This window comes from Aphanothece microscopica RSMan92 (assembly GCF_046613545.2).
Classification (GTDB): domain Bacteria; phylum Cyanobacteriota; class Cyanobacteriia; order PCC-6307; family Cyanobiaceae; genus NIES-981.
The window spans coordinates 39,161-61,480 of record NZ_JBKKKY020000013.1; the positions used below are offsets into that span (position 1 = coordinate 39,161).

Consider the following 22,320-nt stretch of genomic DNA (forward strand, 5'->3'; position numbering starts at 1 on the left):
CCGACCCTGGCGGACCGACTTCAGGACCTGCACCGTTCGCTACCGTCAGGCGGATATCGGGTGGTTGCCGTAACCGTGACGTCTGGGTCGACGAAGTTCGAGCAACTCAAGGCCACCAGTGGGCATCTTCGCGAGCCCTTGCTCACGGAACTCGCCAATGCGGATCCGAACTTCACGGACAGTGCCGTTCAGATCCTGAAGTTCCACGGCAGCTACCAGCAGGACAACCGCGACAACCGTCAGAAAGGCCAGTCGAAGGACTGGCAGATGATGCTGCGCCTGCGCAACCCGGCCGGCCGGGTGCCGGCACAGCTCTACCTGGCCATCGACGAGCTGGCCGACCGGCTCGGCAACGGCACCCTGCGCACCACCACGCGCCAGGCCTTCCAGATGCACGGGGTGCGCAAGGACAACCTCAAGGAGGTGATCGGCACCATCGTGCGCTCCCTGGGCTCCACCCTGGCCGCCTGCGGTGACATCAACCGGAACGTGATGGCTCCGGCGGCCCCGTTCTCCAAGGGCGGCTACCCCGCGGCCCGGCAGCTGGCCGACGACATCGCGGATCTGCTGGCCCCCCAGGCCGCCGAGGGTTCCTACCTGGATCTCTGGGTCGATGGGGACCTCAGCTACCGCATCAAACCCAGCCCAGCGGCCCGGAAGGTGAAGGAGGCCCAGCACCAGAGTGGGGTGTACAGCGGCGACTCCGAGGAACCCCTCTACGGGGCCACCTATCTGCCCCGCAAGTTCAAGGTGGCGGTGACGGTTCCGGGAGACAACTCGGTCGATCTGCTCACCCAGGACATCGGCCTGGTCCTGTTCACCGACCCCCAGGGGCGCCCGCAAGGGGCCAATGTCTACGTCGGCGGCGGCATGGGCCGCACCCACAACAAGGAGGAGACCTTCGCCCGCACGGCCGACCCTCTGGGTTATGTGGCCTATCCGCACCTGCTGGAGCTCGTGCAGGCCATCGTGGCCCTGCAGCGGGACCATGGCGACCGCCAGCTGCGCCGCCATGCCCGCATGAAGTACCTCATCCACGACCGGGGCGTGGACTGGTTCCGCCAGGAGCTCAGAGCGACGTACTTCGCCCATCCGATCAAGGGGATGCGCCTAGAGCCGAAGGCGAAGCTGGAGGATTATCTCGGCTGGCACCGCCAGAGCCAGGGCCTCTGGTTCGTCGGCCTGCCGATCCTCTGCGGTCGGATCTCCGGAGAGCTGAAGCCGGGTCTGCGGCGCCTTGTTGACACCTACAAGCTGGAACTGCGGCTCACCCCGAACCAGGACATCCTGCTGTGCAACATCGGCGCGGCCCAGCGCAGCAGCATCCGCGCCGAACTCGAGCAGCTCGGATTCGCCTCCCCCGAGGCTCCCCGCCCCCTGGCCCGCCACGCCCTCGCCTGTCCGGCACTGCCGCTCTGCGGGCTGGCGGTGACCGAAGCGGAGCGCGTGCTCCCCGATGTGCTGGAGCGCCTGGAGGTGCTCTTCGAGACCCTCGGGATCACCCGACCGGTGCTGGTCAGGATGACCGGCTGTCCGAATGGCTGTGCGCGGCCCTACATGGCGGAGATCGGTCTGGTGGGCAGCGGCGTGGACCAGTACCAGCTGTGGCTCGGCGGCACCCCCAACCTCAGCCGCCTGGCCGAGCCCTACCTGGAGCGCCTGCCTCTGGCCGAGCTGGAGACCACGCTTGAACCCCTGCTGCGTGCCTGGCAGAGCGCCGGAGGGCGGCGCAGCTTCGGTGATTTCGTCGCCAGGACCGGCCGCCCGGCCGTCGAAGCCATGCTGGCGGCGGCCTGAACCATGGGGCACCTCCTGATGGGGCTGAGCTCCCTCCTCGGTGCCCTGCTGCTGATCAGTCACGCCGAGCTGCCCCTGCAGGCCCAGGGGCGCCGGGCACCGGCCCTGCCGGCCTCGAAGCCCACCATCTACGACCCCGATCCCCTCACCTGCCAGCCCGCCACCATCCGGGAGGCGTTCGAGCGGCAGCTGGAGCCCTACGCCAGCCAGAGCCCCACCGTGCTGGCGCAACTGCGGAAGGTGCAGCTCGACATGACGCGCTCCAGTCTGCAGCGCTGTGTGAGCAAGGGCCTCATGGACAGGGAGACGGCTTCGGCGCTGTGGACGGAGCTCGTCAGCGCTCAGACCACCGGCTCCACCCGTCCGTAGAACGCGGCGGGCTGCGCGGTGCGCCAGGCCCACAGCTGATCTCCCCAGCTGAAATGCCACCACTCGTTCGGGTGCTGGGCGAAGCCGCTCGCCTCCATCACCTGGCGCAGCAGGGCGCGGCGACCGTGCCAGAGCAGCGCCTCCTGCCGCTGCTGCTGGTCAACACTGCGCTGCGCCAGCGCGCCGAAGTGATCCGGTTCGGACACCGCCCCGAGCGCGTCGATCGGAGATCCCATGGCGAGCTCGAGCCCGGACTGATCGGCCAGGGTCAGGTCCACGGCGGCACCGGTGCTGTGGGGGGGAGGGCTGAGGGGGTCCGGACTCGGGGGGGCCCAGAAGCGAGCCACCTCCACCTCCACTGCCTCCCGTGCCGGTGATGCCGCGTCAGGGTCCAGGCCCAGCTCGGCGCAGCGCTGCCGGATGGTGTGCTCGACCATGAAGGCCTGCACGGCTACGGGGCGCCAGCCATCGAAGATCGCCAGCCGCCACTCCGGCCGGAGTCGCTGCAGGCTGGCCTGGGCCATCAGCAGACGCTCGATCACCCCCTGGCGCAGCTGGAACGGTCCGGCAGCGGCGCCATAGGGCGCCCCGAGGGCGCTGTAGGGATGGGGCTCCAGACGGAGCAGCTCCGCGGGCAGGGGACAGAGGGGCTCGGAGCTGGGCTGGATCGCCAGGCCATTCCAGGGACGCAGCGCCATCGCGGGCCGAACGGCAGCGTCCAGTCTGGGCCAGCCGCGTCCGTGGCTGGCTGGCACCTGTCAGTTGAGCCGCACGGCGGCAGTCAGCCGCGCCCGCTGGCGGGCCAGCAACGCCGCGAGCTGGGGATGGTGGGCGAGCTCCGGGTCCTGTCCCAGGATCTGCTGGGCGACGCGGCGGGCCTGCTCGAGCACCGCCCCGTCGTCGCTCAGGGACGCCAGGGCCAGATCCGGCAGGCCCGACTGCCGGGTGCCGAGCACCTGGCCAGGGCCCCGCAGGCGCAGATCCATCTCGGCGATCTCGAAGCCGTCCGTGGAGCGCACCAGCACGTCCAGCCGCTGCTTCGCCTGGGCCTGGCGACTGTCATTGAGCAGCAGGCAATGGGAGGCCGCCGCACCCCGGCCCACCCTGCCGCGCAACTGGTGCAGCTGGGCCAGGCCGAAGCGCTCGGCATGCTCGATCACCATCACCGAGGCCTCCGGCACATCGACGCCCACCTCCACCACGGTGGTGCTGACCAGCACCTGGCTCTGGCCGGCGGCGAAGGCCTGGATCGCCTTCTGCTTCTCCTGGCTGGCCATGCGGCCATGCAGCAGCCCGACCATGAGGTCGGGAAAGATCTCCTGGCTCAGCTGCCGATGCACCTCCACCGCGGAGCGCAGATCGAGCTTCTCCGATTCCTCCACCAGGGGGAGCACCACATAGGCCCGCTGGCCCCGGGCCACCTCGTCCCGGATCAGGCTGTAAGCCCGATCCCGTTCGGAGCCCCGCAGCAGGGTGGTCCGGATCGGCGTCCGCCCCGGTGGGAGTTCATCGATCTGGCTGACCTCGAGATCCCCGTGCAGGGACAGGGCCAGCGTCCGTGGGATCGGGGTGGCCGTCATCGTGAGCAGATGGGGCTGGAGGCCCTTCGCGAGCAGTCGGTTCCGCTGGGCGACTCCGAAGCGGTGCTGCTCATCCACCACCACCAACCCCAGCCGGGCGAAGGCGACCGGATCCTCCAGCAGGGCATGCGTGCCGACCAGAAGCTGCAGCTGGCCATTGGCCAGGTCCGTGAGCAGCTCCCGCCGCCGCCGCGCCGGCGTGGAACCGGTGAGCAGAGCACAACTCACGTGCAGCTGGGGCAACCAGGCAGCCAGCTTGCGGAAGTGCTGTTCGGCGAGCACCTCCGTGGGGGCCATCAGGGCGCCCTGGCAGCCCGCATCGATGGCCGTGAGCAGGGCGCCGATCGCCACGACCGTCTTGCCGCTGCCCACGTCCCCCTGCACGAGGCGGGCCATGGTCTGCTCGCGGGCCAGGTCGGCGCGGATCTCATCGAGCACCCGCTGCTGGGCCGCCGTGAGGGGGAAGGGAAGCAACGCCAGGAAGCGCGTCACCAGACTGTCGCCGCCGGGGCTCTGCAGCGGCTGGGCGGGCCGGCTGGTGAGTTCGCGTCGCCGTGTCAGCAGGCCCACCTGGAGCAGCAGAAATTCGTCGAACACGAGCCTGTGGCGGCTGGCCCGCAGCAGCTCCTGCGTCGAGGGGTTGTGGATCTGTTGCAGGGCCTGGGGCCGATCGATCAGCTGCTCCACCCGCCGCAGGTCGGCGGGCAGAGGGTCCCCCCACTGCTCGACGAGGGGGAGCACCGCGGCCATCGCCTGGCGCAACCTGTCCGCACCCAGTCCCTCGGTGAGCCCGTAGACGGGCATCAGCCGGCCGATGGCGCTGTGCCGCACCGGGGCCTGGGGGCTTTCGAGCACTTCGATCAGTGGATCCTGGAAGGCAGGCCCGTAGGGGCTCTCCTTCACGAGGCCGCTGACGGCCACGGTGGCTCCGGGCGGGTACTGCCGTTCCTGGCTCTTCAGCCAGCCCGGGCTGGCGAACCGCCGGCCGGCGAAGAAGCGACTGACCCGGATGCGCCCGGTGGGGTCGCTCAGGTGGAGCTCGAGGATCGCCAGATTGGGGTTGCGGGGACTGCTGAATCCATGGCAACGCCGCACCGTGGCCACGATCGTGGCGGTGCGCCCCACCTCCAGGCCCGTGATCCGCACCAGGTTGGCGTAATCGAGATAGTCGCGGGGGTAGTAATGCACCAGATCGCGCACCACGAAGAGGCCCAGCTGAGCCAGCCGCGCCGCGGTTCGAGGACCGATGCCCCGGATCTCGCCAAGGGGCGATTCCGGGTTCCAGGCAGGAGCCGGCGCTCCGCCGCGTCCCTCCGTTGAGGCCGGAGGGGCCGAGGGCGTCGCGGTGAGGCGGAGCCGCGGCGGGCCCATCGGGGTGGCCGGCTGCAGCGAGCGCCGCAGCGCGTGCAGGTGCTCCCGGCAGCGGCGCACGAGGGTCTGGCGCCGGCCCGGGCTCAGCTCCCCGTAGCCCTCGAAGGCTGCGGCCAGCTCCTGACGCTGCTGCGGCTCGGGCATTGCAGGGTCGGCCTCACGCAGGTTGCGCGCCAGAAAGCCGCTGAAGCGCTCCCGGCGGCCCATCAGGTCCGTGAAGCCCCGGTCCGCCTCCAGTTGCAGTGCCTGCTGCAGGGTGCTCAGCCAGCTCTCGGGTGTGGCGGCGAGGGGCTGGTGTCCGGCGGAGGCTGCTTCTGCTCCCCGGTGGTCGTGGGCCTGCGGTTGTCCTCCAGCCACAGCCGCTCCGCCTCGAGGGTCCGAACCCGCCGCTGCACGCGGCGATACTGCTGCGCCATTCTGCGCACCTCCTGGCGGTGCTGGAGGAGTCGGCTACGGCAGGTGCGCAGCTGGGGCTGTTCCAGTTCCAGATCGGGGAGGCGCAGCAGCACAGCGACCAGATCCATCGACTCCGGGCCCGACTCCGGCCCCGGCTCCACCGCCACGGGAACGGAGAGCCGCAGCAGGTTCGGGGGCGCCTGCAGGGGCTCCACCTGCCCGCTGAGGGCCGCATCCAGGAGACCGACGGGGAGCAGACCGCGGGTCAGGCCCAGCCTGAGGAACTGCACATTGAGGGCGTGGGAGAGGTTGCGCAGCCGTCTGGCCAGGGCCCGCTCATAGCCGTCGAGCCAGTGCAGCAGGGTCGGGGGGTCCGTGGGCAGCACCGCCCCCTCCCAGGGGGAGGCGAGCGGTTCCGGGGTCCCGGCAGCCTGGGGGGTGTCGGCAGCCTGGGTCCCCGATGGCTCCAACGCCTCGACCATCGCGTCGAGCAGGGCGGCCAGATCGGGGGCCGTTGCCCCGACCTCGGGCCACGCTGCCTCGAGGCCTGCAGGGCCCGACGCGTCCGCATCGCGGCCCTGAAGAAGGCGGGGATCGATCGGTGGCTCCATGCCCAGCTGGATCGAGCCGACGGGATCATTCCTCCCGGCCGGCCTCCCCGGGGGCCTCCCCGCCGGGCTGAACGCCTGGGGCTCCTGCGCCTCGCTGCTGGCGAGGTGCTGGGGGGGACGGCGTTCCTGGCGGGCCATCTGCGCCGCCATGGCAGCCACCTGCTCCACGGTCAGCAGGGCACTGGCCCGTCGCACCAGATCCTCCATCCGCTCGTGCAGCTCGGTGCGGCTGGACGCCGTCATGCGGCAGTAGCGGTCGGGGTGCACCTGGGTCGCCAGGTGGAAACAGGCCTGCTGGATGACCTGGAGGAGGCTCTGGCGGAGCACCTGCAGATACAGGGCCAGGTGCCGGTACAACTCCGGATTGCCGCGCTGCAGCTCCCGGCGCATGCCGGCGAGCTGGTGACGCGCCTCCAGCAGGGAGTCCACGACGGTGGCTGGGTTGGGATCGGGCAGGGGGTTGGGGAGCCGGTGGAATCAGGCGGCCTGCATGGCGGCCACTTCCGCGGCGAAGTCCATCTTCTCCACCTCGATGCCCTCGCCGAGGTTGAAGCGAACGAAGCGGCGCACCTGGATGTTCTCGCCCACCTTGCCAGCGACCTGCTTCACCAGTTCGGCCACGGTCATGGTGCTGTCCTTGATGTAGGGCTGATCCATCAGGGCCATTTCCTTGAGGCGCTTGCCGATCCGGCCGGCCACGATCTTCTCCTTCATCTCCTCCTTCTTGCCGGCCAGGTCATCACGACCCATCTCGATCTGCTTTTCCCGATCGGCCACCTCGGCCGGGATGGCGTCGGTGGTGACGTAGTCGACGGAAGGGCAGGCAGCGATCTGCATGGCCACGTTGCGGATCAACTCCTGGAAGATCTCACCCCGGGCCACGAAGTCGGTCTCGCAGTTGACCTCCACCAGAACCCCAACGCGGGCACCGGTATGGATGTAGGAGCCGATAGCACCTTCGGCGGCCGTACGGCCGGCCTTCTTCTCCGCGGAGGCGATGCCCTTCTGGCGCAGCCACTCGATGGCCTTGTCGCTGTCGCCGTTGGTTTCAGACAGTGCCTTCTTGCAGTCCATCATGCCTGCGCCTGTCTTGTCGCGCAGGTCCTTGACGAGCTTTGCCGAAATCTGAGCCATGACGTGTGGTGATCAGGTGACGATGGATGGGGATGGTGCAGGAACGGAACTCCCAGGGGACGCCGTTCAGGCGTCGTCGCTCTGCGCCTGTTCCGAGGAGCCGTGGCGCCCTTCGTTGATGGCATCGGCCAGGCGTCCCAGCACCAGCTGCACGGAGCGCACGGCGTCGTCGTTGCAGGGGATGGGCACGTCGCAGAGATCCGGATCGCAGTTCGTGTCGAGCATCGACACCAGGGGGATGTCGAGCTTGCGGGCCTCGAGGACGGCGTTGGTCTCCCTCCGCTGGTCGACGAGCACCACCACATCGGGAAGGCGGCGCATGTTCTTCAGGCCGCCGAGGTACTTCTGGAGCCGCTCAAGTTCACGCCGCAGCACGGCAGCTTCCTTTTTCGGACGCATCGCGATGGCGCCGGAGGACTCCATGCGCTCCAGATCCTTGAGCCGCTCGATCCGAGCGCGCATCGTGGTCCAGTTGGTGAGCATGCCGCCCAGCCAGCGCTGGTTCACATAGGCGGCGCCGCAACGGTTGGCCTCCAGGGCGATCACCTCGGAGGCCTGCTTCTTGGTGCCCACGAAGAGAAAGCGCTTGCCACTGCGGGCGGCACTGCGCACCCACTTGTAGGCGTTGTTCATGCAGACGGCGGTCTGCACCAGATCGATGATGTGAACGCCGTTGCGCGCGCAGTAGATGTAGCGCGACATCTTCGGGTTCCAGCGACGGGTCTGGTGCCCAAAGTGGGCACCCGCCTCCATCATTTCGGCGAGCGTGACGACAGCCATGGGATTGGGGTTGGGGTTTCGGGTTTGCCTCCACCTGCCTAGGGATCGCGGGGCCGCGGTGGTGGTGGCCTCAACGTCTGGGCTCGAGGCTTCATGGCCCCGCGACACCGGTGCGTTGCAGCTGTTGACCGTCCGCTGCGCCCCAGATCACCCGAAACACGCAGGTGTGCGGTGTGAGTGGAACCCACGAACCCTATCAAACGGGGTGCGGCGTCAGGCCAGCCCCTCACGCCGGGCCTGGGCCTGCAGCGCCCGAACGCCGATCCGGTTGAGCGGCAGGCGGAGGATCTCCATCGCCAGGGCTGCCCGATCGCGGCGGATCAACCAGGCCAACAACGGCCGCAGACTCCGCTCGTTCAGCAGGCCGCCCAGGGTGAGCAGCTCCCAGAGCAGGCGGTGAAACCAGGTGAACTGGATGATCAGGCGGACGCGGCGGGTGGGGTGCTTGCGGAAGAACACCAGGCCCATCCGGGCGCGTTCCTGCTCCACCCGGATCAGATCGGGGATCTGCTCGAGCCGCAGGGCTGGGTGCCAGTGGTAGCCGACCGCCTCCGGACAGCGGACCAGGCGCACCCCGAGCCGCCGCAGCCGTTCGCCCAGCTCAAGATCCTCCCAGCCGTAGAGCCTGAAGCCGGTGTCGAACAGGCCGGCCTGTTCAAGCACCTCCCGTGCAATCGCCACATTGCCCGTGGCGAAGTAGGCCCAGGAGAGATCCCGGAGCTTGTGGCGCTCCCGGGTGGGATCCTCGAAATCCGCGGTGTTGATGACAGCGCCATAGGTGAAGCAGCGTCGGTCCCCCCGTTCGCTCCAGCTGTGCGCCAGGGCGGCCGCATGGCTGGCCAGGAAGGAGCGGGTCACCACCAGGTCGCTGTCGATGAACACCACCACATCACCCTGGCCCGCTGCGACCCCCCGGTTGCGGGCCTCAGCCGGTCCACCGTGGTCCTGGCAGATCAACCGCACATGGGCCAGTTCGGCGGCGTGGGCCTCGAGCCAGGCCACGGTGCCGTCGGTCGAGCCGTCGTCGACCACCACCACCTCGTATCCGCTGAGGGCGGCATGGCCCTGCTGATGCTCCAGGGCCCGGAGACACTTCTCGAGGATGGGGAGCCGGTTGTAGGTGGGGATGACGACGCTGATGAACATGGGCGCCGAAGGCCGGATGGCGGGGCGGGGAGATCGGAATGGACGTGCGCAGGATGGGCCCCACAGACCCGGGCTGACTCCCAGCGGTCGTCGCCCGTGCCGGCCCACGGCCCGGGCCACAAAAAAGGGATCCCTCGGGATCCCGATCAACGGACTGGTGGGCGGCGCGACGCCGACCAGGGTTCAGTCCGCGGCTCCACCGTTGTTGGCGGTGCCGGTGACGCCGTTGCCGGCGCCTTCACCGCGGCCATCGTTGCGCAGCTTGCGCTTCTTGAACTTGCGGGCGTAGGCGCGGTTGCGTTCCTGCTTTTCCTTCTTCAGATTCCGGCGTTTGGCCATATGGTCGGCACGTTGGGGTCAGATCAGTCATCAGCCTAACCAACCGGGCTCAGCGGTAACCCGCACCGACCAGCTCCAGGGAACCGGCCGACAGCTGGCCGTCCTCCATCTGCACCAGCCGATCCGCCACGTCGAGGATGCGGGGATCGTGGGTGACCATGAGCACCCCGCAGCCCTGTTCCCGCGCCAGGCCCTTCAGCAGATCGACCACTTCCCGCCCGCTGCGGCTGTCGAGGGCGGCGGTGGGTTCGTCCGCCAGCAGCAACCGGGGCCGGGCCGCCAGGGCCCTGGCGATCGCCACCCGCTGCTTCTGGCCACCGGAGAGGTCGTGGGGGAGCTTGTGGAGCTGATCCCCAAGGCCCACCTGCCGCAGCCATTCGCGGGCCTGGTCCCGCCGGGCGCGATAGCCCAGACCGCCGAGCAGGTCGGAACCCATCTGCACGTTCTGCTCCGCACTCAGGCAGCGCAGCAGGTTGTGCCCCTGGAAAATCATCCCGATGTGACGGCGCAGCCGCTGGCGGGCAGACCGGCCTGCGCCGTTCAGTTCCTCGCCGAACACCCGCACCGAGCCCTCCTGGACCTGGCGGAGGGCGCCGACCAGGGTGAGCAGGGTGGTCTTACCGCAGCCCGAGGGGCCGGTGAGCAGCACCACCTCGCCCGGCGCGATGGTGAGATCCACCCCCTGCAGCACCTGGCGGCGCATCGATCCCGATCCGTACCAGTGACTCAGCCCCCGGACCTCCACCAGGGGGGAGGTGGCGTCCGGGTCGGTGGCGGCAGGGGTGGGCGCGGGCGTCATCAGAAGATCTCCGCGGGATCGGCATCCCCCAGGCGGCGCATGGCCAGGGCGGCTGAACCCATGCACATCACCAGAATCATGGTGAAGACGATCACGGCCCTCGGGGTGTTCATGCTGACCGGCAGATTGGTGCCGCTGCGCACCAGGGCGTAGAGGCCCTGACCGGCGGCATAGGCCGGGAGGTAACCCAGGATGGCGAGGATCAGCCCCTCCCGTGCCACCACCCCCAGCAGCCCGGGCAGCGGGTAGCCCATCGCCATGAGGGTGGCGTATTCCGGCAGGTGATCGCTCACGTCGGAATAGAGAATCTGGTACACGATCACACACCCGACGATGAAGCCCATGGCGGCGCCCAGGGTGAAGATGAAGCCGATCGCCGTGCTGGTGCGCCAGTAGGTCTTCTCGAATTCCTCGAAGCCCTCCTTGGTGAACACCCGCACGTCGTCAGGCAGGGCCCGCTCGAGACGCTGCAGCACGGCCTCGCGATCGGCCCCGGGCACCAGGCGGATCAGCCCGAGTTCGATGCTGCCGGGTGGGGTGCCCGGCACGAGCTGCAGATAGGTCTCCCGGCTCATCAGGATGTTGCCGTCGGCGCCGAAGGAGGGTCCCAGGCTCACCAGACCGGCCACGCGCACCCGCGTGCCCGCCACCTCGGTCTCGACGATGCGGCCCTGGCGGAACCACGCGGCGATCGGTCCGAACTCGCTTCTGGAGCGTTCATCGAAGATCACGCGCCCCTTCTGGGTGAGCACCTGGGCCTGGGCCTTCAGGGCGGGCTCGTCGAAGAGGGCATCGCTGGGCTCGAAACCCAGGGTCAGGATGGAGCGGGTTCGGCCGTTGTCGGGGTTCTTCCAGAGCAGCAGGTTCCAGTGAACCGGCGTCGTGTCCTGTACGGCGGGGTCGGCCATCGCCTGGATCAGCCGCCGGCGGGGGAACCCGGCCATGCCGATCGAACTCATCGTGCGGGGGCTCATCAGCACCAGATCGGTGTCGAAAAGCTTGTGGATCGTGACGCTGGCATCGAACAGCCCGTCCCGGAAGCCGAGCTGCATGAACATCAGGATCCCGGCAAAGGCGATGCCCGCCAGGGCCACGGCCAGCCTGAGCGGCTGGCGGGACAACAGCAGCCAGGCCAGGGGGATCCGCCGGCTCCGCCAGAAACGCTCCAGCATCAGGGGTCGAAGCGGGCGATCACCTTGAGCCCGGTGCGCTCCCGCACCCGTTGGGCATCCTGCGGATCCAGGGCCACCCGCACCTCGACGATCCGTGCATCCACATCACCGGTGGGATCCGTCTCGAGAATCTCGCGCTGCCGGACCTGGGGACTGATCCGCTCGACCCGGCCGCGCAGGCTCCCCTCGAAGCCGCCGTTCTCGCTGGTGAGGGTGAGGGTCTGACCGAGGCGAATCCGGTCGATGTCGCTCTCGTAGACCTCGATCAGGGCCTCCATCCGTTCGCTGGCACCCAGGGCGAGCACGCCGTCGTCGCCGGGACGTTCACCCACCCGGGCGTGCAGCCGCAGCACGGTCCCGCTGATCGGGGCCCGAAGTTCGGTGAGCCGCAGATCGGCGCTGACCTTGTCGCGCTCCGCCAGGGCCTCCTGGAGTTCCCCCTGGAGCTCGAGCAGGTCGGTTTCCCGGGTGTCGAGCTCACCGCTGGGGATGGCACCGCTGCGGCTGAGGGAGCGGTAGCGGGCGATGTCCCGGGTCTGCACGGTGAGGCGGCTGCGCAGGTTGGCGATGCGCACATCGAGCAGGCGCCGTTCGGCCAGCAGGGGCGGGGCCGTGTCGAAGATGGCGAGCAACTGGCCCGCGGACACCTGATCCCCCTCCTGCACCAGCAGGCGGGTGAGGCGGGGGCTGCCGCCGATGCCACTGATCGGGGCGGCGACCTGGCGCACCTCTCCCCGGGGGTCGAGCCGCCCCAGGGCCGCGACCATCCTCGAGCGAGCCGGCTGCAGGGGGGTCGCCGGGCTGGAGGCGGGGTTCGGCGCCGAGGGCCGCCCCTGACGGGCGAGCAACACCCCGCCGAGGATCACCAGCACGGCGCCTCCGAGAATCAGCGACAGACGCCGGGGGCTCACCTCCCGTCCCAGCAGCGTCAGAGGGCCGGAGGATCGTCGAAAAGGAGCTCTTCGATGTACCGGTCCGCCCACTCCCGGTTGAAGGCCTTCTCGAGGACCCGCCGGGTCTTGTCGTTTTGTTTCTGCTGCTTGCAATATCGGAGTTGGCCGTTCCATCGATCAACCGTAGCTGGGGCATCCACGGCCTGAGCCTCGCTGCTGCGCAGCGCGTCGCTCAGCACCGCCAGGAACTCGCCGACCTCGGCGATGAAGGAGGCTTCCTCCTCGGGCGTGACCGGCCGCACGAAGCGCACATGGGGCGAGAAGATCGACCCCCAGCCAGGAAGCTCCCGTTCCTGCTGGTAGCGGCGCGGATGACGGTTCGCCAACGCCGTGCTGATGCCGGCCGGCAGTGACCCGGTCACGGGGGAAAGATCGACGATGGCCGCAGACACGCCGGCCGGGCCGGCGACGATGTCGGCGCCGAACACCGGCAGGTCGAAGCGGGGATCAGGAAACAGCACGCAGTGGAGGATCTGCAGGCCGGCCCCCAGCCGGGCCGTTTCGAGGTGGAGTTTGCGCAGGCCCCGGCACTGGCGCAGCTCGTTGCGGATGAACAGGGCCTCGCCATCGAGGCTGCCGCTGATCGCCTCGAGCTCCGGGTCGATGGGCAGCGGCGCGAGGCCAGGAAGGGTCTGCCAGCTGGCGCGGATGCGTTCGGCAAGGGCGTCGACCAGGGGATGGATCCCACCGCTGGCTCTGGTTGCGGCCCCGCCCAGGGCCCCGGATTCGACCTCAACGGTGCTCACAGGGGATCACCAGCCAGCAGAATGCCGATCCTGCCATGCACCCACCCCTTGCCCCTGGCCCCTCCCTCCCGCCGCTTGCCAGGTCTGGCCGACCCCCGGGTGGAGCTGCTGCCGAACGGAGCGCAGGTGGTGCAGCTTCCCCTGCCGGAGGCCCCACTGGTGTGCCTCGACTTCTGGTGCCGCGCCGGCAGTGTCTACGAACGACCCGAGGAAAGCGGCCTGGCCCACTTCCTGGAGCACATGGTGTTCAAGGGGAGCGAGGGGCTGGATGCGGGGGAGTTCGACCGCCGGATCGAGGCCATGGGTGGCAACAGCAATGCCGCCACCGGTTTCGATGATGTGCACTACCACGTGCTGATTCCGCCGGCGGCGGCGGCTGATGCCCTGGATCTGCTGCTGGAGCTGGTGCTGGAGCCTCGGCTGGAGGCGGAGGCCTTCCAGCTGGAGCGGCAGGTGGTGCTCGAGGAGCTCGCCCAGAGCGAGGATCAGCCCGATGAGGTCGCCCTGCAGCAGCTGCTGCTGAAGGCCTGTGGCCCCCACGCCTACGGCCAGCCGATCCTGGGACGCCGGGAGGCTCTGCTGCAGCACACTCCGGCCAGCATGGGCGCCTTCCAGCAGCGCCTGTACGGGGCCAACACCTGTGTGCTGGCACTCAGCGGCGCCCTGGATCCCAGCTTCGATTCCCAGCAGACCGACACGGACGCCGGGCTCCTGGCCCGGCGCCTGCGGGAGGGGGCGCTGGCCAGACTCGCCACCGTTCCCGAACCGGCACCGCGCCCCCTCCTGAGCGTGCAGCCCGGGCTGCACCGCATCGCCCTGCCCCGGCTGGAGTCCGCCCGGCTGCTGATGCTGTGGGGTCTGCCGCCCGCCCACGAGCTGCACGCCGTGATGGGGGCCGACCTGCTCACCACGGTGCTGGCCGAGGGCCGCCGCAGCCGGCTGGTGGAGCGGCTCCGGGAGGATCTGCGCATCGTTGAGAGCGTCGACCTCGACCTTCACGTGCTCGAGTGCGGCAGCTTCGCCCTGCTCGAAGCGATCTGCGAGGAGCCCGATCTGCCTCTGGTGCGCCAGACGATCGGCGAGGTCTGGCAGGACCTCGCGGAGGCAGGCATGGCCGCAGAGGAATGGCTGCGGGCCCAGCGTCTGGTGGCGAATGGTTACCGCTTCGGGCTCGAATCTGCCGGTGGGGTGGCCGCCACCATCGGCAGCAACCTGCTGTGGCGGCGTCGGCATGGCCTCGATGCTCCTCTGGCGGAGATCAGCCGCTGGACGGCGCCGGAGCTCCAGGCCCGGACCCTGCCCCTGCTCGATCCCGCGCTCGCCTGCGTGCTCGAGGCCGTACCCGCATGAGACCCTCCGCATGAGACCCCCCGCATGACCTCCTGGTTGCAGCACACCCTCCCCGGCGGTCTCGTGCTGGTGCAACAGCACCGGCCGGGGGTGGGGCTGGTGGCGGCCCGCCTGTGGCTCCGCGGCGGCAGCAGCCGTGACCCGCAGGGCGGCCGCGGGGCGATGCAGCTGCTGGCCGGACTGATGACCCGGGGGTGCGGACAGCTGGACGCCGAACAGCTGGCGGATCTGGTCGAGGGCCGGGGCGCGGCCCTGCGCAGTGAGGCCCACGAGGACGCGCTGGTGATCAGCCTCAAGTGCGCCACCGAGGATGCCCCGGACCTCCTGCCGCTGCTGCTGGCCATGGCCCGCCAGCCCAGCCTGGAAGCGGACCAGCTGGAGCTGGAGCGTCAGCTGAACCTCCAGAGCCTGCAGCGCCAGCAGGAGGACCCCTTCCAGCTGGCCCATGACCAGCTGCGGCATCAGCTCTACGGTGACGGTCCCTACGGCCATGACCCCCTGGGGGTGGAGGCCGAGCTCGAGGCGCTCGACGTGGGGACACTCCATCCCCTGCTCCAGCAGCTGGGGGACGAGGGGGCACTGCTGGTGATCTGTGGCGACATCCCCGGGGACGGCAGCCTGATGGCCGCCCTGGTGGACCAGCTGGTGCAGACCCCCTGGACCACCGCCCTGCCGCAGCGCCATGCGGGTGCCCCTGGCCTGCCCGGCCCCTCGCTGGCCCTCCATCCGCAGGACACCGAGCAGGTGGTGCTGCTGCTGGGAAGCGCCACGGTGCCCCTGGGCGATCCCGATGCCCTGCCCCTGCGTCTGCTCCAGGCCCATCTGGGGATGGGCATGTCCAGCCGCCTCTTCGTGCTGCTGCGGGAGGAGCGCGGGCTGGCCTACGACGTGGGCGTGCACATGCCCGCCCGCTGCGGTGCCACGCCGTTCGTCTGGCATCTGTCCACCTCTGCGGAACGGGCGATGGAGGCCACCCGCTGCCTGCTGGAGGAATGGGAACGTCTTCTGGAAGAGCCCCTGGAGACCGATGCCCTCACCATGGCCAAGGCCAAGTTCCGGGGTCAGGACGCCATGGGCCGCCAGACCTGCGGCCAGATCGCCGATCGCCAGGCCCTCGTGCTCGGCCATGGGCTCGGGGAGGACTATGTGGCCCGCACGCTTGAGCTCGCCGAGACCGTGACGCCCGAGCAGCTGCTCGCGGCCGCCCGGCGCCATCTGCCCCGGCCCCGCCTCAGCCTCTGCGGTCCGCAGGATGCCCTCGCGCAGGCGGCGGCCATCTGGGAGAAGCGGGCGCCCGCGCTGCAGAGCTGACCGGGGCCGGCCGGTTCAGGCTGGGTCGCGGCAGATGTGACCGTTGCGCCAGCGCCATACGCAGGCCGGTGCGGCCAGAGCAGCCTGGAGATCGGGGCGCTGTTCCACGTTCACTGGAATGAACTCGGTGGCGTAGGTGAACTCCGGATCCCGTGTTGCCTGGTTCAGCACCAGGCTGCCCTCCTCGCCGGACACCGAGCGGTGGTAAGTGCCGGTGGGAATCTGCAGTGCGCCCATCACCCGCTCGAGATGCACCACGTGGTGAACGTGCGGCCAGGCGGGGTTGAGCAGCGTGTAGGTGCGGCGACCCTGCAGCACCAGGTTGTGGTCGATCTGGTGCGCGTGGACGTAGAACTGCTGAAATCCCCCGGCATCGGGAGGGGACACCGCCGCTCCCGTGTGCAACACCACGTCGGAGCCGTTGCTCTCCGGCACGCTGGCGTCAAAGAACGTGACCGCAGGGGTTTCGCGGAACACGTGGATCGGCACGAAGGTCAGCCGCATGGTCGATGTCGCCGGATCTTTCCCCGGGTCTAGCCGGCAGCGGCCAGTCCGGCCGCCACGCGGGTCGGTGCCGGGCCGTTAACGTCAAGTCACGATCCTGACGGTTCATGCCTGTCACCTACCCGAAGAAACTCTCCAACAACCTCAGCGCGCGGGAGGTGATGGATCAGGTCGTGCAGAAGCGGGATGTGCAGATGTTGTTTCTCAACAGTTACCGCTTCAACGAACAGCGGTCCTGCTCGGAACTCACCAACCTGATCGAGTTCCTGGATGGCGAGCCTGCGGAGCTGGTCCGGGACCTCTCCCACCATGTCAACGATGAAGCCCGCCACGCTGTCTGGCTCACCGATCTGTTGGTCGAACTGGGCGAACCGATTGGCAATCCTCCCACGTCGTCCTATATCGACGAACTGAATCGCCTGCTCGACAAGAACGAATCCACCCTTCGCAAGGAGGATGGCATCGTGGCGGCCCTGGCTTCGATCAATGCCACCGAGAAGCGAGGCTGTCAGACCTTCTCCGCCCACATCCACGCCCTGAAGAAGGCGCCACCAACGGAGGAGAACCAGAAGATCCGTTCAACGCTCGAGCGCATCCTTCCCGAGGAAGCCAGTCATGTGCGCTGGGGGAACCGCTGGCTCAGCCGCATCGCCCGTCAGAGTCCCGCCCACCGGCAGCGGGTGGATGAGGCCAAGCACCGCTATTCCCTGATCGAGCACGCCGCCTACGCCGCCGGCATGGATATCACGGCAGGGGCTGAACTGCGCCGCCTGGCCAATCTGGTTGACATCGCCAACACCATTCCTGCCTGGCAACGGCCGGCCTACCTGCTGGAACGGCTGCCCCAGACCCTGCTTGCACCGGACCTGCAGAAATCGCGCTTCCTGGCAGCCAGGCGCGTGTGGCAGGAGAAGCCCGAGCTCTTCTTCGACACGTTCGTGCCAATGTTTCTCAGTGGCCTGCAGGGCCGCGCGCCCGGTCGGAACTGAGTCGCCTGCCGAGCGGGCTGCTCAGGGGAGTCCCCCAGAGCAGTCCCTCAGGGGAGTCCCTCAGGGGAGTCCCTCGGGGGAGGTCAGCTGGCCTGAATCCAGCAGAAAGGTGCCCCGGCGGAAGCGCACGGCCAACTGGCCGAGGGCCCGCTCCGCGACGACCACCCCCACCTCGCCGATGTCCACCAGATCCGGAGGTCGCAGCATCGGCATCGGTTCGGCGGTCTTGAGGTAGCGCGGCAGGCCCCGCAGACAGGCGGAATCACCGACAGCCCAGCGCCTGGCTTCGCTGCGCTGGTCTTCGTCGACCGACGGCGCTGTTGAGCCGACCTCGGCGACCACTTCAGCGGCAATCTCAGCGGCCACTTCAGCCGCTCCCTCAGCCGCTGGCTCAGCCGCCGTGTCGTCCGCCGCCCTGGAGCGATCCGCCATGACCAGCCTTCTCCTGCCCATCCACGCTCCCCATCTAAGCCCGGTGGGAAGTGGCTGGGTGCAGCCGCGACAGCCTCACCCCCAGACGGCAGACTGGGGCGAGACCTGTGCGGATGCATTGCGGGCCCTAGCGAACTGGAGCGGTGCGGTTGCCGGCCTGTTGTTGATCCTGGTCGGGGGGCTCATCCAGGCTGCCGTGACCTTCCCCGGCACTGACGGTCAGTGGGCCGTGATCCCCCTGCCGATCACCCTGCAGGTCCCGGCCCTGCTGCTGACGGCGCTGGTCTGCGGCCCCCGCAGCGCGATTCTGGCGGCCGTGGGCTACCTGAGCCTCGGCCTGTTCCAGCTGCCGGTCTTCCATGGCGGCGGTGGCGCGGCCTACCTGCTGGATCCCGGTTTCGGCTATCTGGCCGGGTTCATTCCGGCGGGGTGGGTCACCGGCAAGCTGGCCCGACAGCGCGGCATGAACTCCCTGCTCAACCTGCTGCTGGCCAGCCTGCTCGGCCTGGCGGTCGTGCAGATCTGCGGCGTGCTCAACCTGCTGATCGGAGCGGTGGCGGGCCGCTGGGGGCCGGCCCTCCTCTCGCTGCTGATCAGTTACTCCGTCATTCCCCTGCTGTCACAGCTCCTGCTCTGTTGTGCCGTCGCCCTGGTGGCGCTGGGACTGCGGCGTCTTCTGCTGGTTCCCTCGTGACGGCCCCCCAGTGGCGCAGCTACGGGCTGGCGGCCCTGATCGTGCTGCTGGACCAGCTCAGCAAGGCCTGGGCCTCCGCGAACCTCGTGTCTGGCCTCCCCCAGCCCTTCCTTCCCGGTGTGCTGGCCCTGCAGCTCACCCACAACACCGGGGCGGCCTTCAGCCTGTTCACGGGGGCCACCCAGATGCTGGGCCTGGTGAGCCTGCTGGTGGGCCTGGGGGTGGTGATCTGGATCCGCCGGCAAGCGGTCATGACCCTGCCGCGGAGCCTGGCGGTGGGCTTCCTGCTCGGCGGCGCCGTGGGCAACGGGATCGACCGTTGGCGGATGGGGGCCGTTGTGGATTTTCTGGCCTTCGTTCCCGTGGCGTTTCCGGTCTTCAACATCGCCGACATCGCCATCAACCTGGCCGTGCTCTGCTTCGCCATCGACCTGCTGAGGGGCCATGGCCATCGCCGCGTTTGAGGCCCTGCGCCAGCGCTGGCGGCGGCTGAGCCAGCCGGGCCGGGTCCAGCTCCTGATTCACCTGCCCGGGCTGGGGGGCCGGCAGGTCGCCCTGCACAGTGGCGCCTACCGCCTGGGGCGGGATCCGTCCTCGGAAATCCCCATCGACCATGGCGCCGTCAGCCGTCAGCATGCCCTTCTCGAGCAGCGCGGCAGCACCTGGCTGCTGAGCGACAACGGCTCCACCAACGGGCTGTGGTGGCGTGGTCGGCGGATTCAGCAGCTGCTGCTCCGGGATGGCGACAGCGTGCGCTTCGGTCCCAGCCACCAGCCCGGCGTGCCGGAGTTCGAGTTTCAGCGTCGGCCGATGCCCCAGCTGGAACGCCTGGTCCGGATGGCCAGCCTGGGACTGGTGACCGTGGCGGGTGGTGGCGTGCTGCTGCTCGCCCTCTCGATGCTGCAGGGGCCGATCCGGGGAAGTCTGGCGACCGTGCGCGGCCCCCTGGCCCTCTACGACAACCGCGGTCGCCCGATCAATTCGGTGCAGGGGCTGGAGCACCGGGAGCTGGCGAACCTGCGGGACTACCCGGCCGTGCTGATCGATGCCCTGCTCGCCAGCGAGGATGGCAGGTTCTGGTGGCACCCCGGGGTCGATCCGGTCGGCACCGCCCGGGCCCTGGTCACCAACCTGATCGGCGGCCGCGTGCTGGAGGGGGGCAGCACCCTCACCCAGCAGCTGGCCCGCAGCCTCTACCCCGACCAGGTGGGGCAGGGTGAAACGCTGGGCCGCAAGTGGCGTGAGCTGCTGGTGGCGCTCCAGCTCGAGGCCCGGTTCAGCAAGCGCGACCTGTTGCTGAGCTATCTGAACCGGGTGTACCTCGGGGTGGGATGGGGCTTCGAGGATGCGGCGCGCCACTATTTCGACAAGCCCGCGGCCGAGCTCAAGCTCGAGGAGGCCGCCCTGCTGGTCGGCCTGCTGCCCTCCCCGAACGGTTACGACCCCTGCTTCGATCCCCAGGCCGCCCTCGAGTCCCGCAATGGGGTGCTCAACAAGATGGTGGATGCCGGACGGCTGAGCGCCGATGCGGGCAGAACGGCCCGGCGCAGTCCGGTCAAGCTGGCGCCCGACGCCTGCCGCCGCGCCGCCGAGCTCCGCGGTGCTCCCTTCTACACCGATCAGGTGCGCCGCGATCTCAGTGATCAGGTCGGATCCGCCGTGGCCGCCGAGGGCAACTTCCTGATCGACACCCATCTCGACCCCGCGGTGCAGCGCCAGGTGGAACGCCTGTTGCGGCAACGGCTGGCCAGCAGCCGTGGCCTGGGCATCGGCGAGGGAGCCGTGGTCGTGCTGGATGCCCGCAACGGTGGCATCGTCGCGATCGTCGGTGGGCGCGACTACGAACAGAGCCAGTACAACCGGGCTTCGATGGCCCTGCGTCAGCCCGGCAGCACCTTCAAGCTCTTCCCCTACCTGGTGGCCCTTGAACGGGGGAGCCGACCCGGTGACCCGGTGGGGTGCGGTCCCCTGAGCTGGCGCGGCCAGTCCTTCGCCAGTGACTGCAGCGGCAGCCTGAGTCTCACCAGTGCCTTCGCCCGCAGCAGCAACACCGCCGCCCTCCGTCTGGCCCAGAAGGTCGGCCTGGAAGCCGTGGTGCAGAAGGCGCGGGATCTCGGCATCACCAGCCCGCTGGCTGCCGTGCCGGGCCTGGCCCTGGGGCAGAGCGAGGTGACCCTGCTCGAGCTCACCGCCGCCTACGCCGCCATCGCCAACGACGGCACCTGGCACGTCCCCAGCACGATCAAGCGCCTGGTGGACGCCGAGACCTGCCCTGGGGAGGATCCAGGCCGGTGCCGCCAGCGGCAGGCCAGCAACCCGGCCAGTGCCTCACCGGGGCGGCGTGCCGTCAGTCCGGAAGCCGCCCGTGCCATGCAGCACCTGCTGCGGGCCGTCGTGAGCAGCGGCACGGGGCGCGCCGCCCGGCTCGGTGGCCAGGAGGGCGGCAAGACCGGCACCAGCAACGAGGCGCGCGATCTGCTGTTCGTGGGGTACGAGCCCAGGCGCCACTGGGTTGTGGGCATCTGGCTCGGCAACGATGACAATGCGCCCACCCAGGGCTCCAGTGCGATCGCCGCTGGCTTGTGGGGCGACATCCTCCGGGCCACCGCTTCCTAGGCCGTGAAGAACCGCACCCGTCTCTGGCTTGCCGCGGGCCTGCTGCTGCTGGCCCTGCTGGTCGTGGGGATGGTGCTGCAGGCGATCAACCAGCTGGTCTGGCAACTGAGCGGGGTTCTGCCCTACGGGCTGGTGGGCCCGGTGGTGTTCCTGCTGCTGGCCGGTGCCGTGCTGCTGCTGGCCCAGCTCGCCTGGCCGTGGATCCGCTCGTTGGGGCGCTCCTCGAAGGGCGGCGGCGAACGCAACGCCCTGCCGCCGGAAGCGCCGTCATCCCGCCGGGAGGCGGCCGCCCGCAACCTCGAGGCGATCGACCAGACCCTGGCGCGGGTTCGCGATGCGGTGGAGCGTGAGGCGCTGGACCAGGAGCGCCGGCGCATGGCCGTCGAACTGGAGCGGGGGGACCTGGTGATCGTCGTGTTCGGCACAGGATCGGCGGGGAAGACCTCACTGGTGCGGGCCCTCCTCCAGGAGCTGGTGGGGGAGGTCGGTGCCCCGATGGGATCCACCCGGGAGAGCACGCCCTACCGCCTGCGGCTCCGGGGGCTGCAGCGGGCGGTCTGGCTGGTGGACACCCCCGGGATCCTCGAGGCCGGCCGTGATGGCCAGGCCCGCGAGCGGCACGCCCGCCAGCAGGCCAGCCGCGCCGATCTGCTCCTGGTGGTGGTGGACGGGGATCTGCGGGCCTCGGAGTGGCAGGTGTTCGAGGCGTTGGCCAGCCTGGGCAAGCGCCTGCTCCTGGTGCTGAACAAGTGCGACTTGCGCGGCGAGGACGAGGAGGCACGCCTGCTCGCGCTGCTGCGCCGCCGCACGGCCGGCCGCATCGCGCCCGCCGATGTGATCCCCGCCAGTGCCTCACCCCAGACGATCCCCATGCCGGGGGGGCGGCCGCTGCAGCCTCCGCCCGAGGTGGAGGCCCTGTTGAGGCGCCTCGCCGCCGTGCTCCACGCCGACGGCGAAGAGCTGATCGCCGACAATCTGCTGCTCCAGTGCCGTCGGCTGGGGGATGCCACCCGCCAGCTGCTGGCCGACCAGCGCCGCGATGACGCCCTGCGCATCGTCGACCGCTACATGTGGATCGGCGCCGGGGTTCTGGCGGTCACCCCCCTGCCCGGCGTTGACCTGCTGGGTGCCGCTGCGGTGAACGCCCAGATGGTGGTGGAGATCGGCCGGATCTACGGCGTCAGCCTGAGCCGGGAGAGTGCCCAGGACCTGGCCCTCTCCCTGGGTCGCA

At 69.7% G+C, this 22,320-nt stretch carries 21 protein-coding genes and 1 pseudogene; 9 read left to right on the forward strand and 13 right to left on the reverse strand.

Annotated elements, in window-relative coordinates; genetic code table 11:
* The first annotated feature begins 75 nt into the window (after positions 1 to 75).
* Positions 76 to 1,797: a sulfite reductase, ferredoxin dependent gene (gene sir, locus ACLD7X_RS05690; protein WP_425625104.1), complete on the forward strand. Its 1,722-nt coding sequence runs from the start codon at positions 76 to 78 to the stop codon at positions 1,795 to 1,797.
* A 3-nt stretch (positions 1,798 to 1,800) separates the two neighbouring features.
* The gene (locus ACLD7X_RS05695) at positions 1,801 to 2,166 is read left to right on the forward strand and encodes a hypothetical protein (RefSeq protein ID WP_411422542.1); all 366 of its coding nucleotides are present in this window, start codon (positions 1,801 to 1,803) and stop codon (positions 2,164 to 2,166) included.
* Here ACLD7X_RS05695 and ACLD7X_RS05700 read toward each other — a convergent pair.
* The 11 genes and pseudogenes from ACLD7X_RS05700 to ACLD7X_RS05750 form a co-directional block, all read right to left on the reverse strand.
* The gene (locus ACLD7X_RS05700; protein WP_411422543.1) at positions 2,139 to 2,864 is read right to left on the reverse strand and encodes a M15 family metallopeptidase; all 726 of its coding nucleotides are present in this window, start codon (positions 2,862 to 2,864) and stop codon (positions 2,139 to 2,141) included. The genes ACLD7X_RS05695 and ACLD7X_RS05700 overlap by 28 nt on opposite strands.
* A gap of 60 nt (positions 2,865 to 2,924) precedes the next feature.
* Positions 2,925 to 5,381 (reverse strand): ATP-dependent DNA helicase RecG, encoded by a 2,457-nt coding sequence (recG, locus tag ACLD7X_RS05705; protein WP_411422562.1) that lies wholly within the window; start codon positions 5,379 to 5,381, stop codon positions 2,925 to 2,927.
* Entirely contained in the window at positions 5,378 to 6,553 is a 1,176-nt protein-coding gene (locus ACLD7X_RS05710) for a hypothetical protein (RefSeq protein WP_411422544.1), read from the reverse strand. The genes recG and ACLD7X_RS05710 overlap by 4 nt, the downstream gene beginning before the upstream one ends.
* Before the next feature lie 48 nt (positions 6,554 to 6,601).
* Positions 6,602 to 7,258, reverse strand: coding sequence for a translation elongation factor Ts (tsf, locus tag ACLD7X_RS05715; protein ID WP_411422545.1), 657 nt, complete (start codon positions 7,256 to 7,258; stop codon positions 6,602 to 6,604).
* A 72-nt stretch (positions 7,259 to 7,330) separates the two neighbouring features.
* A pseudogene (gene rpsB / locus ACLD7X_RS05720) lies at positions 7,331 to 8,038 on the reverse strand (30S ribosomal protein S2); the annotation flags it as partial.
* A 213-nt stretch (positions 8,039 to 8,251) separates the two neighbouring features.
* Entirely contained in the window at positions 8,252 to 9,184 is a 933-nt protein-coding gene (locus ACLD7X_RS05725) for a glycosyltransferase family 2 protein (RefSeq protein WP_411422546.1), read from the reverse strand.
* 183 nt (positions 9,185 to 9,367) lie between these two features.
* Complete coding sequence (locus tag ACLD7X_RS05730) at positions 9,368 to 9,523, reverse strand: hypothetical protein (RefSeq protein ID WP_006171625.1); 156 nt, start codon at positions 9,521 to 9,523, stop codon at positions 9,368 to 9,370.
* A gap of 49 nt (positions 9,524 to 9,572) precedes the next feature.
* A complete protein-coding gene (locus ACLD7X_RS05735; protein ID WP_411422547.1) occupies positions 9,573 to 10,322 on the reverse strand; it encodes a DevA family ABC transporter ATP-binding protein in 750 nt (249 codons plus the stop codon).
* Complete coding sequence (gene devC / locus ACLD7X_RS05740; RefSeq protein ID WP_411422548.1) at positions 10,322 to 11,494, reverse strand: ABC transporter permease DevC; 1,173 nt, start codon at positions 11,492 to 11,494, stop codon at positions 10,322 to 10,324. Before devC ends, ACLD7X_RS05735 begins: the two co-directional genes overlap by 1 nt.
* A complete protein-coding gene (locus tag ACLD7X_RS05745) occupies positions 11,494 to 12,405 on the reverse strand; it encodes an HlyD family efflux transporter periplasmic adaptor subunit (RefSeq protein WP_411422549.1) in 912 nt (303 codons plus the stop codon). The genes devC and ACLD7X_RS05745 overlap by 1 nt, the downstream gene beginning before the upstream one ends.
* A 17-nt stretch (positions 12,406 to 12,422) precedes the next feature.
* Positions 12,423 to 13,193 carry a phycocyanobilin:ferredoxin oxidoreductase gene (locus tag ACLD7X_RS05750; protein ID WP_411422550.1) on the reverse strand — a complete coding sequence of 257 codons (771 nt, stop codon included), beginning with the start codon at positions 13,191 to 13,193 and terminating at the stop codon, positions 12,423 to 12,425.
* Between the two features lie 21 nt (positions 13,194 to 13,214).
* Between ACLD7X_RS05750 and ACLD7X_RS05755 the strand changes: the two genes are divergently transcribed.
* Both ACLD7X_RS05755 and ACLD7X_RS05760 read left to right on the forward strand, forming a co-directional pair.
* A complete protein-coding gene (locus ACLD7X_RS05755; RefSeq protein WP_411422551.1) occupies positions 13,215 to 14,543 on the forward strand; it encodes a M16 family metallopeptidase in 1,329 nt (442 codons plus the stop codon).
* 24 nt (positions 14,544 to 14,567) lie between these two features.
* On the forward strand, positions 14,568 to 15,854 hold the full coding sequence (locus tag ACLD7X_RS05760) for a M16 family metallopeptidase (protein WP_411422552.1): 1,287 nt from the start codon (positions 14,568 to 14,570) through the stop codon (positions 15,852 to 15,854).
* Positions 15,855 to 15,869: 15 nt separating this feature from the next.
* Here the strand turns inward: ACLD7X_RS05760 and ACLD7X_RS05765 are convergent, their stop codons facing one another.
* Positions 15,870 to 16,358, reverse strand: coding sequence for a hypothetical protein (locus tag ACLD7X_RS05765; RefSeq protein WP_412006674.1), 489 nt, complete (start codon positions 16,356 to 16,358; stop codon positions 15,870 to 15,872).
* A 107-nt stretch (positions 16,359 to 16,465) separates the two neighbouring features.
* On the opposite strand from ACLD7X_RS05765, the gene ACLD7X_RS05770 reads away from it, so the two are divergent.
* Positions 16,466 to 17,347 (forward strand): ferritin-like domain-containing protein, encoded by an 882-nt coding sequence (locus tag ACLD7X_RS05770; RefSeq protein ID WP_411422554.1) that lies wholly within the window; start codon positions 16,466 to 16,468, stop codon positions 17,345 to 17,347.
* Between the two features lie 60 nt (positions 17,348 to 17,407).
* Here the strand turns inward: ACLD7X_RS05770 and ACLD7X_RS05775 are convergent, their stop codons facing one another.
* Positions 17,408 to 17,779, reverse strand: coding sequence for an NAD(P)H dehydrogenase assembly family protein (locus tag ACLD7X_RS05775; protein WP_411422555.1), 372 nt, complete (start codon positions 17,777 to 17,779; stop codon positions 17,408 to 17,410).
* On the opposite strand from ACLD7X_RS05775, the gene ACLD7X_RS05780 reads away from it, so the two are divergent.
* The 4 genes from ACLD7X_RS05780 to ACLD7X_RS05795 form a co-directional block, all read left to right on the forward strand.
* Entirely contained in the window at positions 17,778 to 18,473 is a 696-nt protein-coding gene (locus tag ACLD7X_RS05780) for a biotin transporter BioY (protein ID WP_411422556.1), read from the forward strand. The genes ACLD7X_RS05775 and ACLD7X_RS05780 overlap by 2 nt on opposite strands.
* Positions 18,470 to 18,937 carry a signal peptidase II gene (gene lspA, locus ACLD7X_RS05785; protein ID WP_411422557.1) on the forward strand — a complete coding sequence of 156 codons (468 nt, stop codon included), beginning with the start codon at positions 18,470 to 18,472 and terminating at the stop codon, positions 18,935 to 18,937. Before ACLD7X_RS05780 ends, lspA begins: the two co-directional genes overlap by 4 nt.
* Positions 18,918 to 21,089: a transglycosylase domain-containing protein gene (locus ACLD7X_RS05790; protein WP_411422558.1), complete on the forward strand. Its 2,172-nt coding sequence runs from the start codon at positions 18,918 to 18,920 to the stop codon at positions 21,087 to 21,089. The genes lspA and ACLD7X_RS05790 overlap by 20 nt, the downstream gene beginning before the upstream one ends.
* A 3-nt stretch (positions 21,090 to 21,092) precedes the next feature.
* Positions 21,093 to 22,320 (forward strand): GTP-binding protein (locus ACLD7X_RS05795; protein ID WP_411422559.1); only part of this gene is annotated, 1,228 nt, incomplete at its 3' end.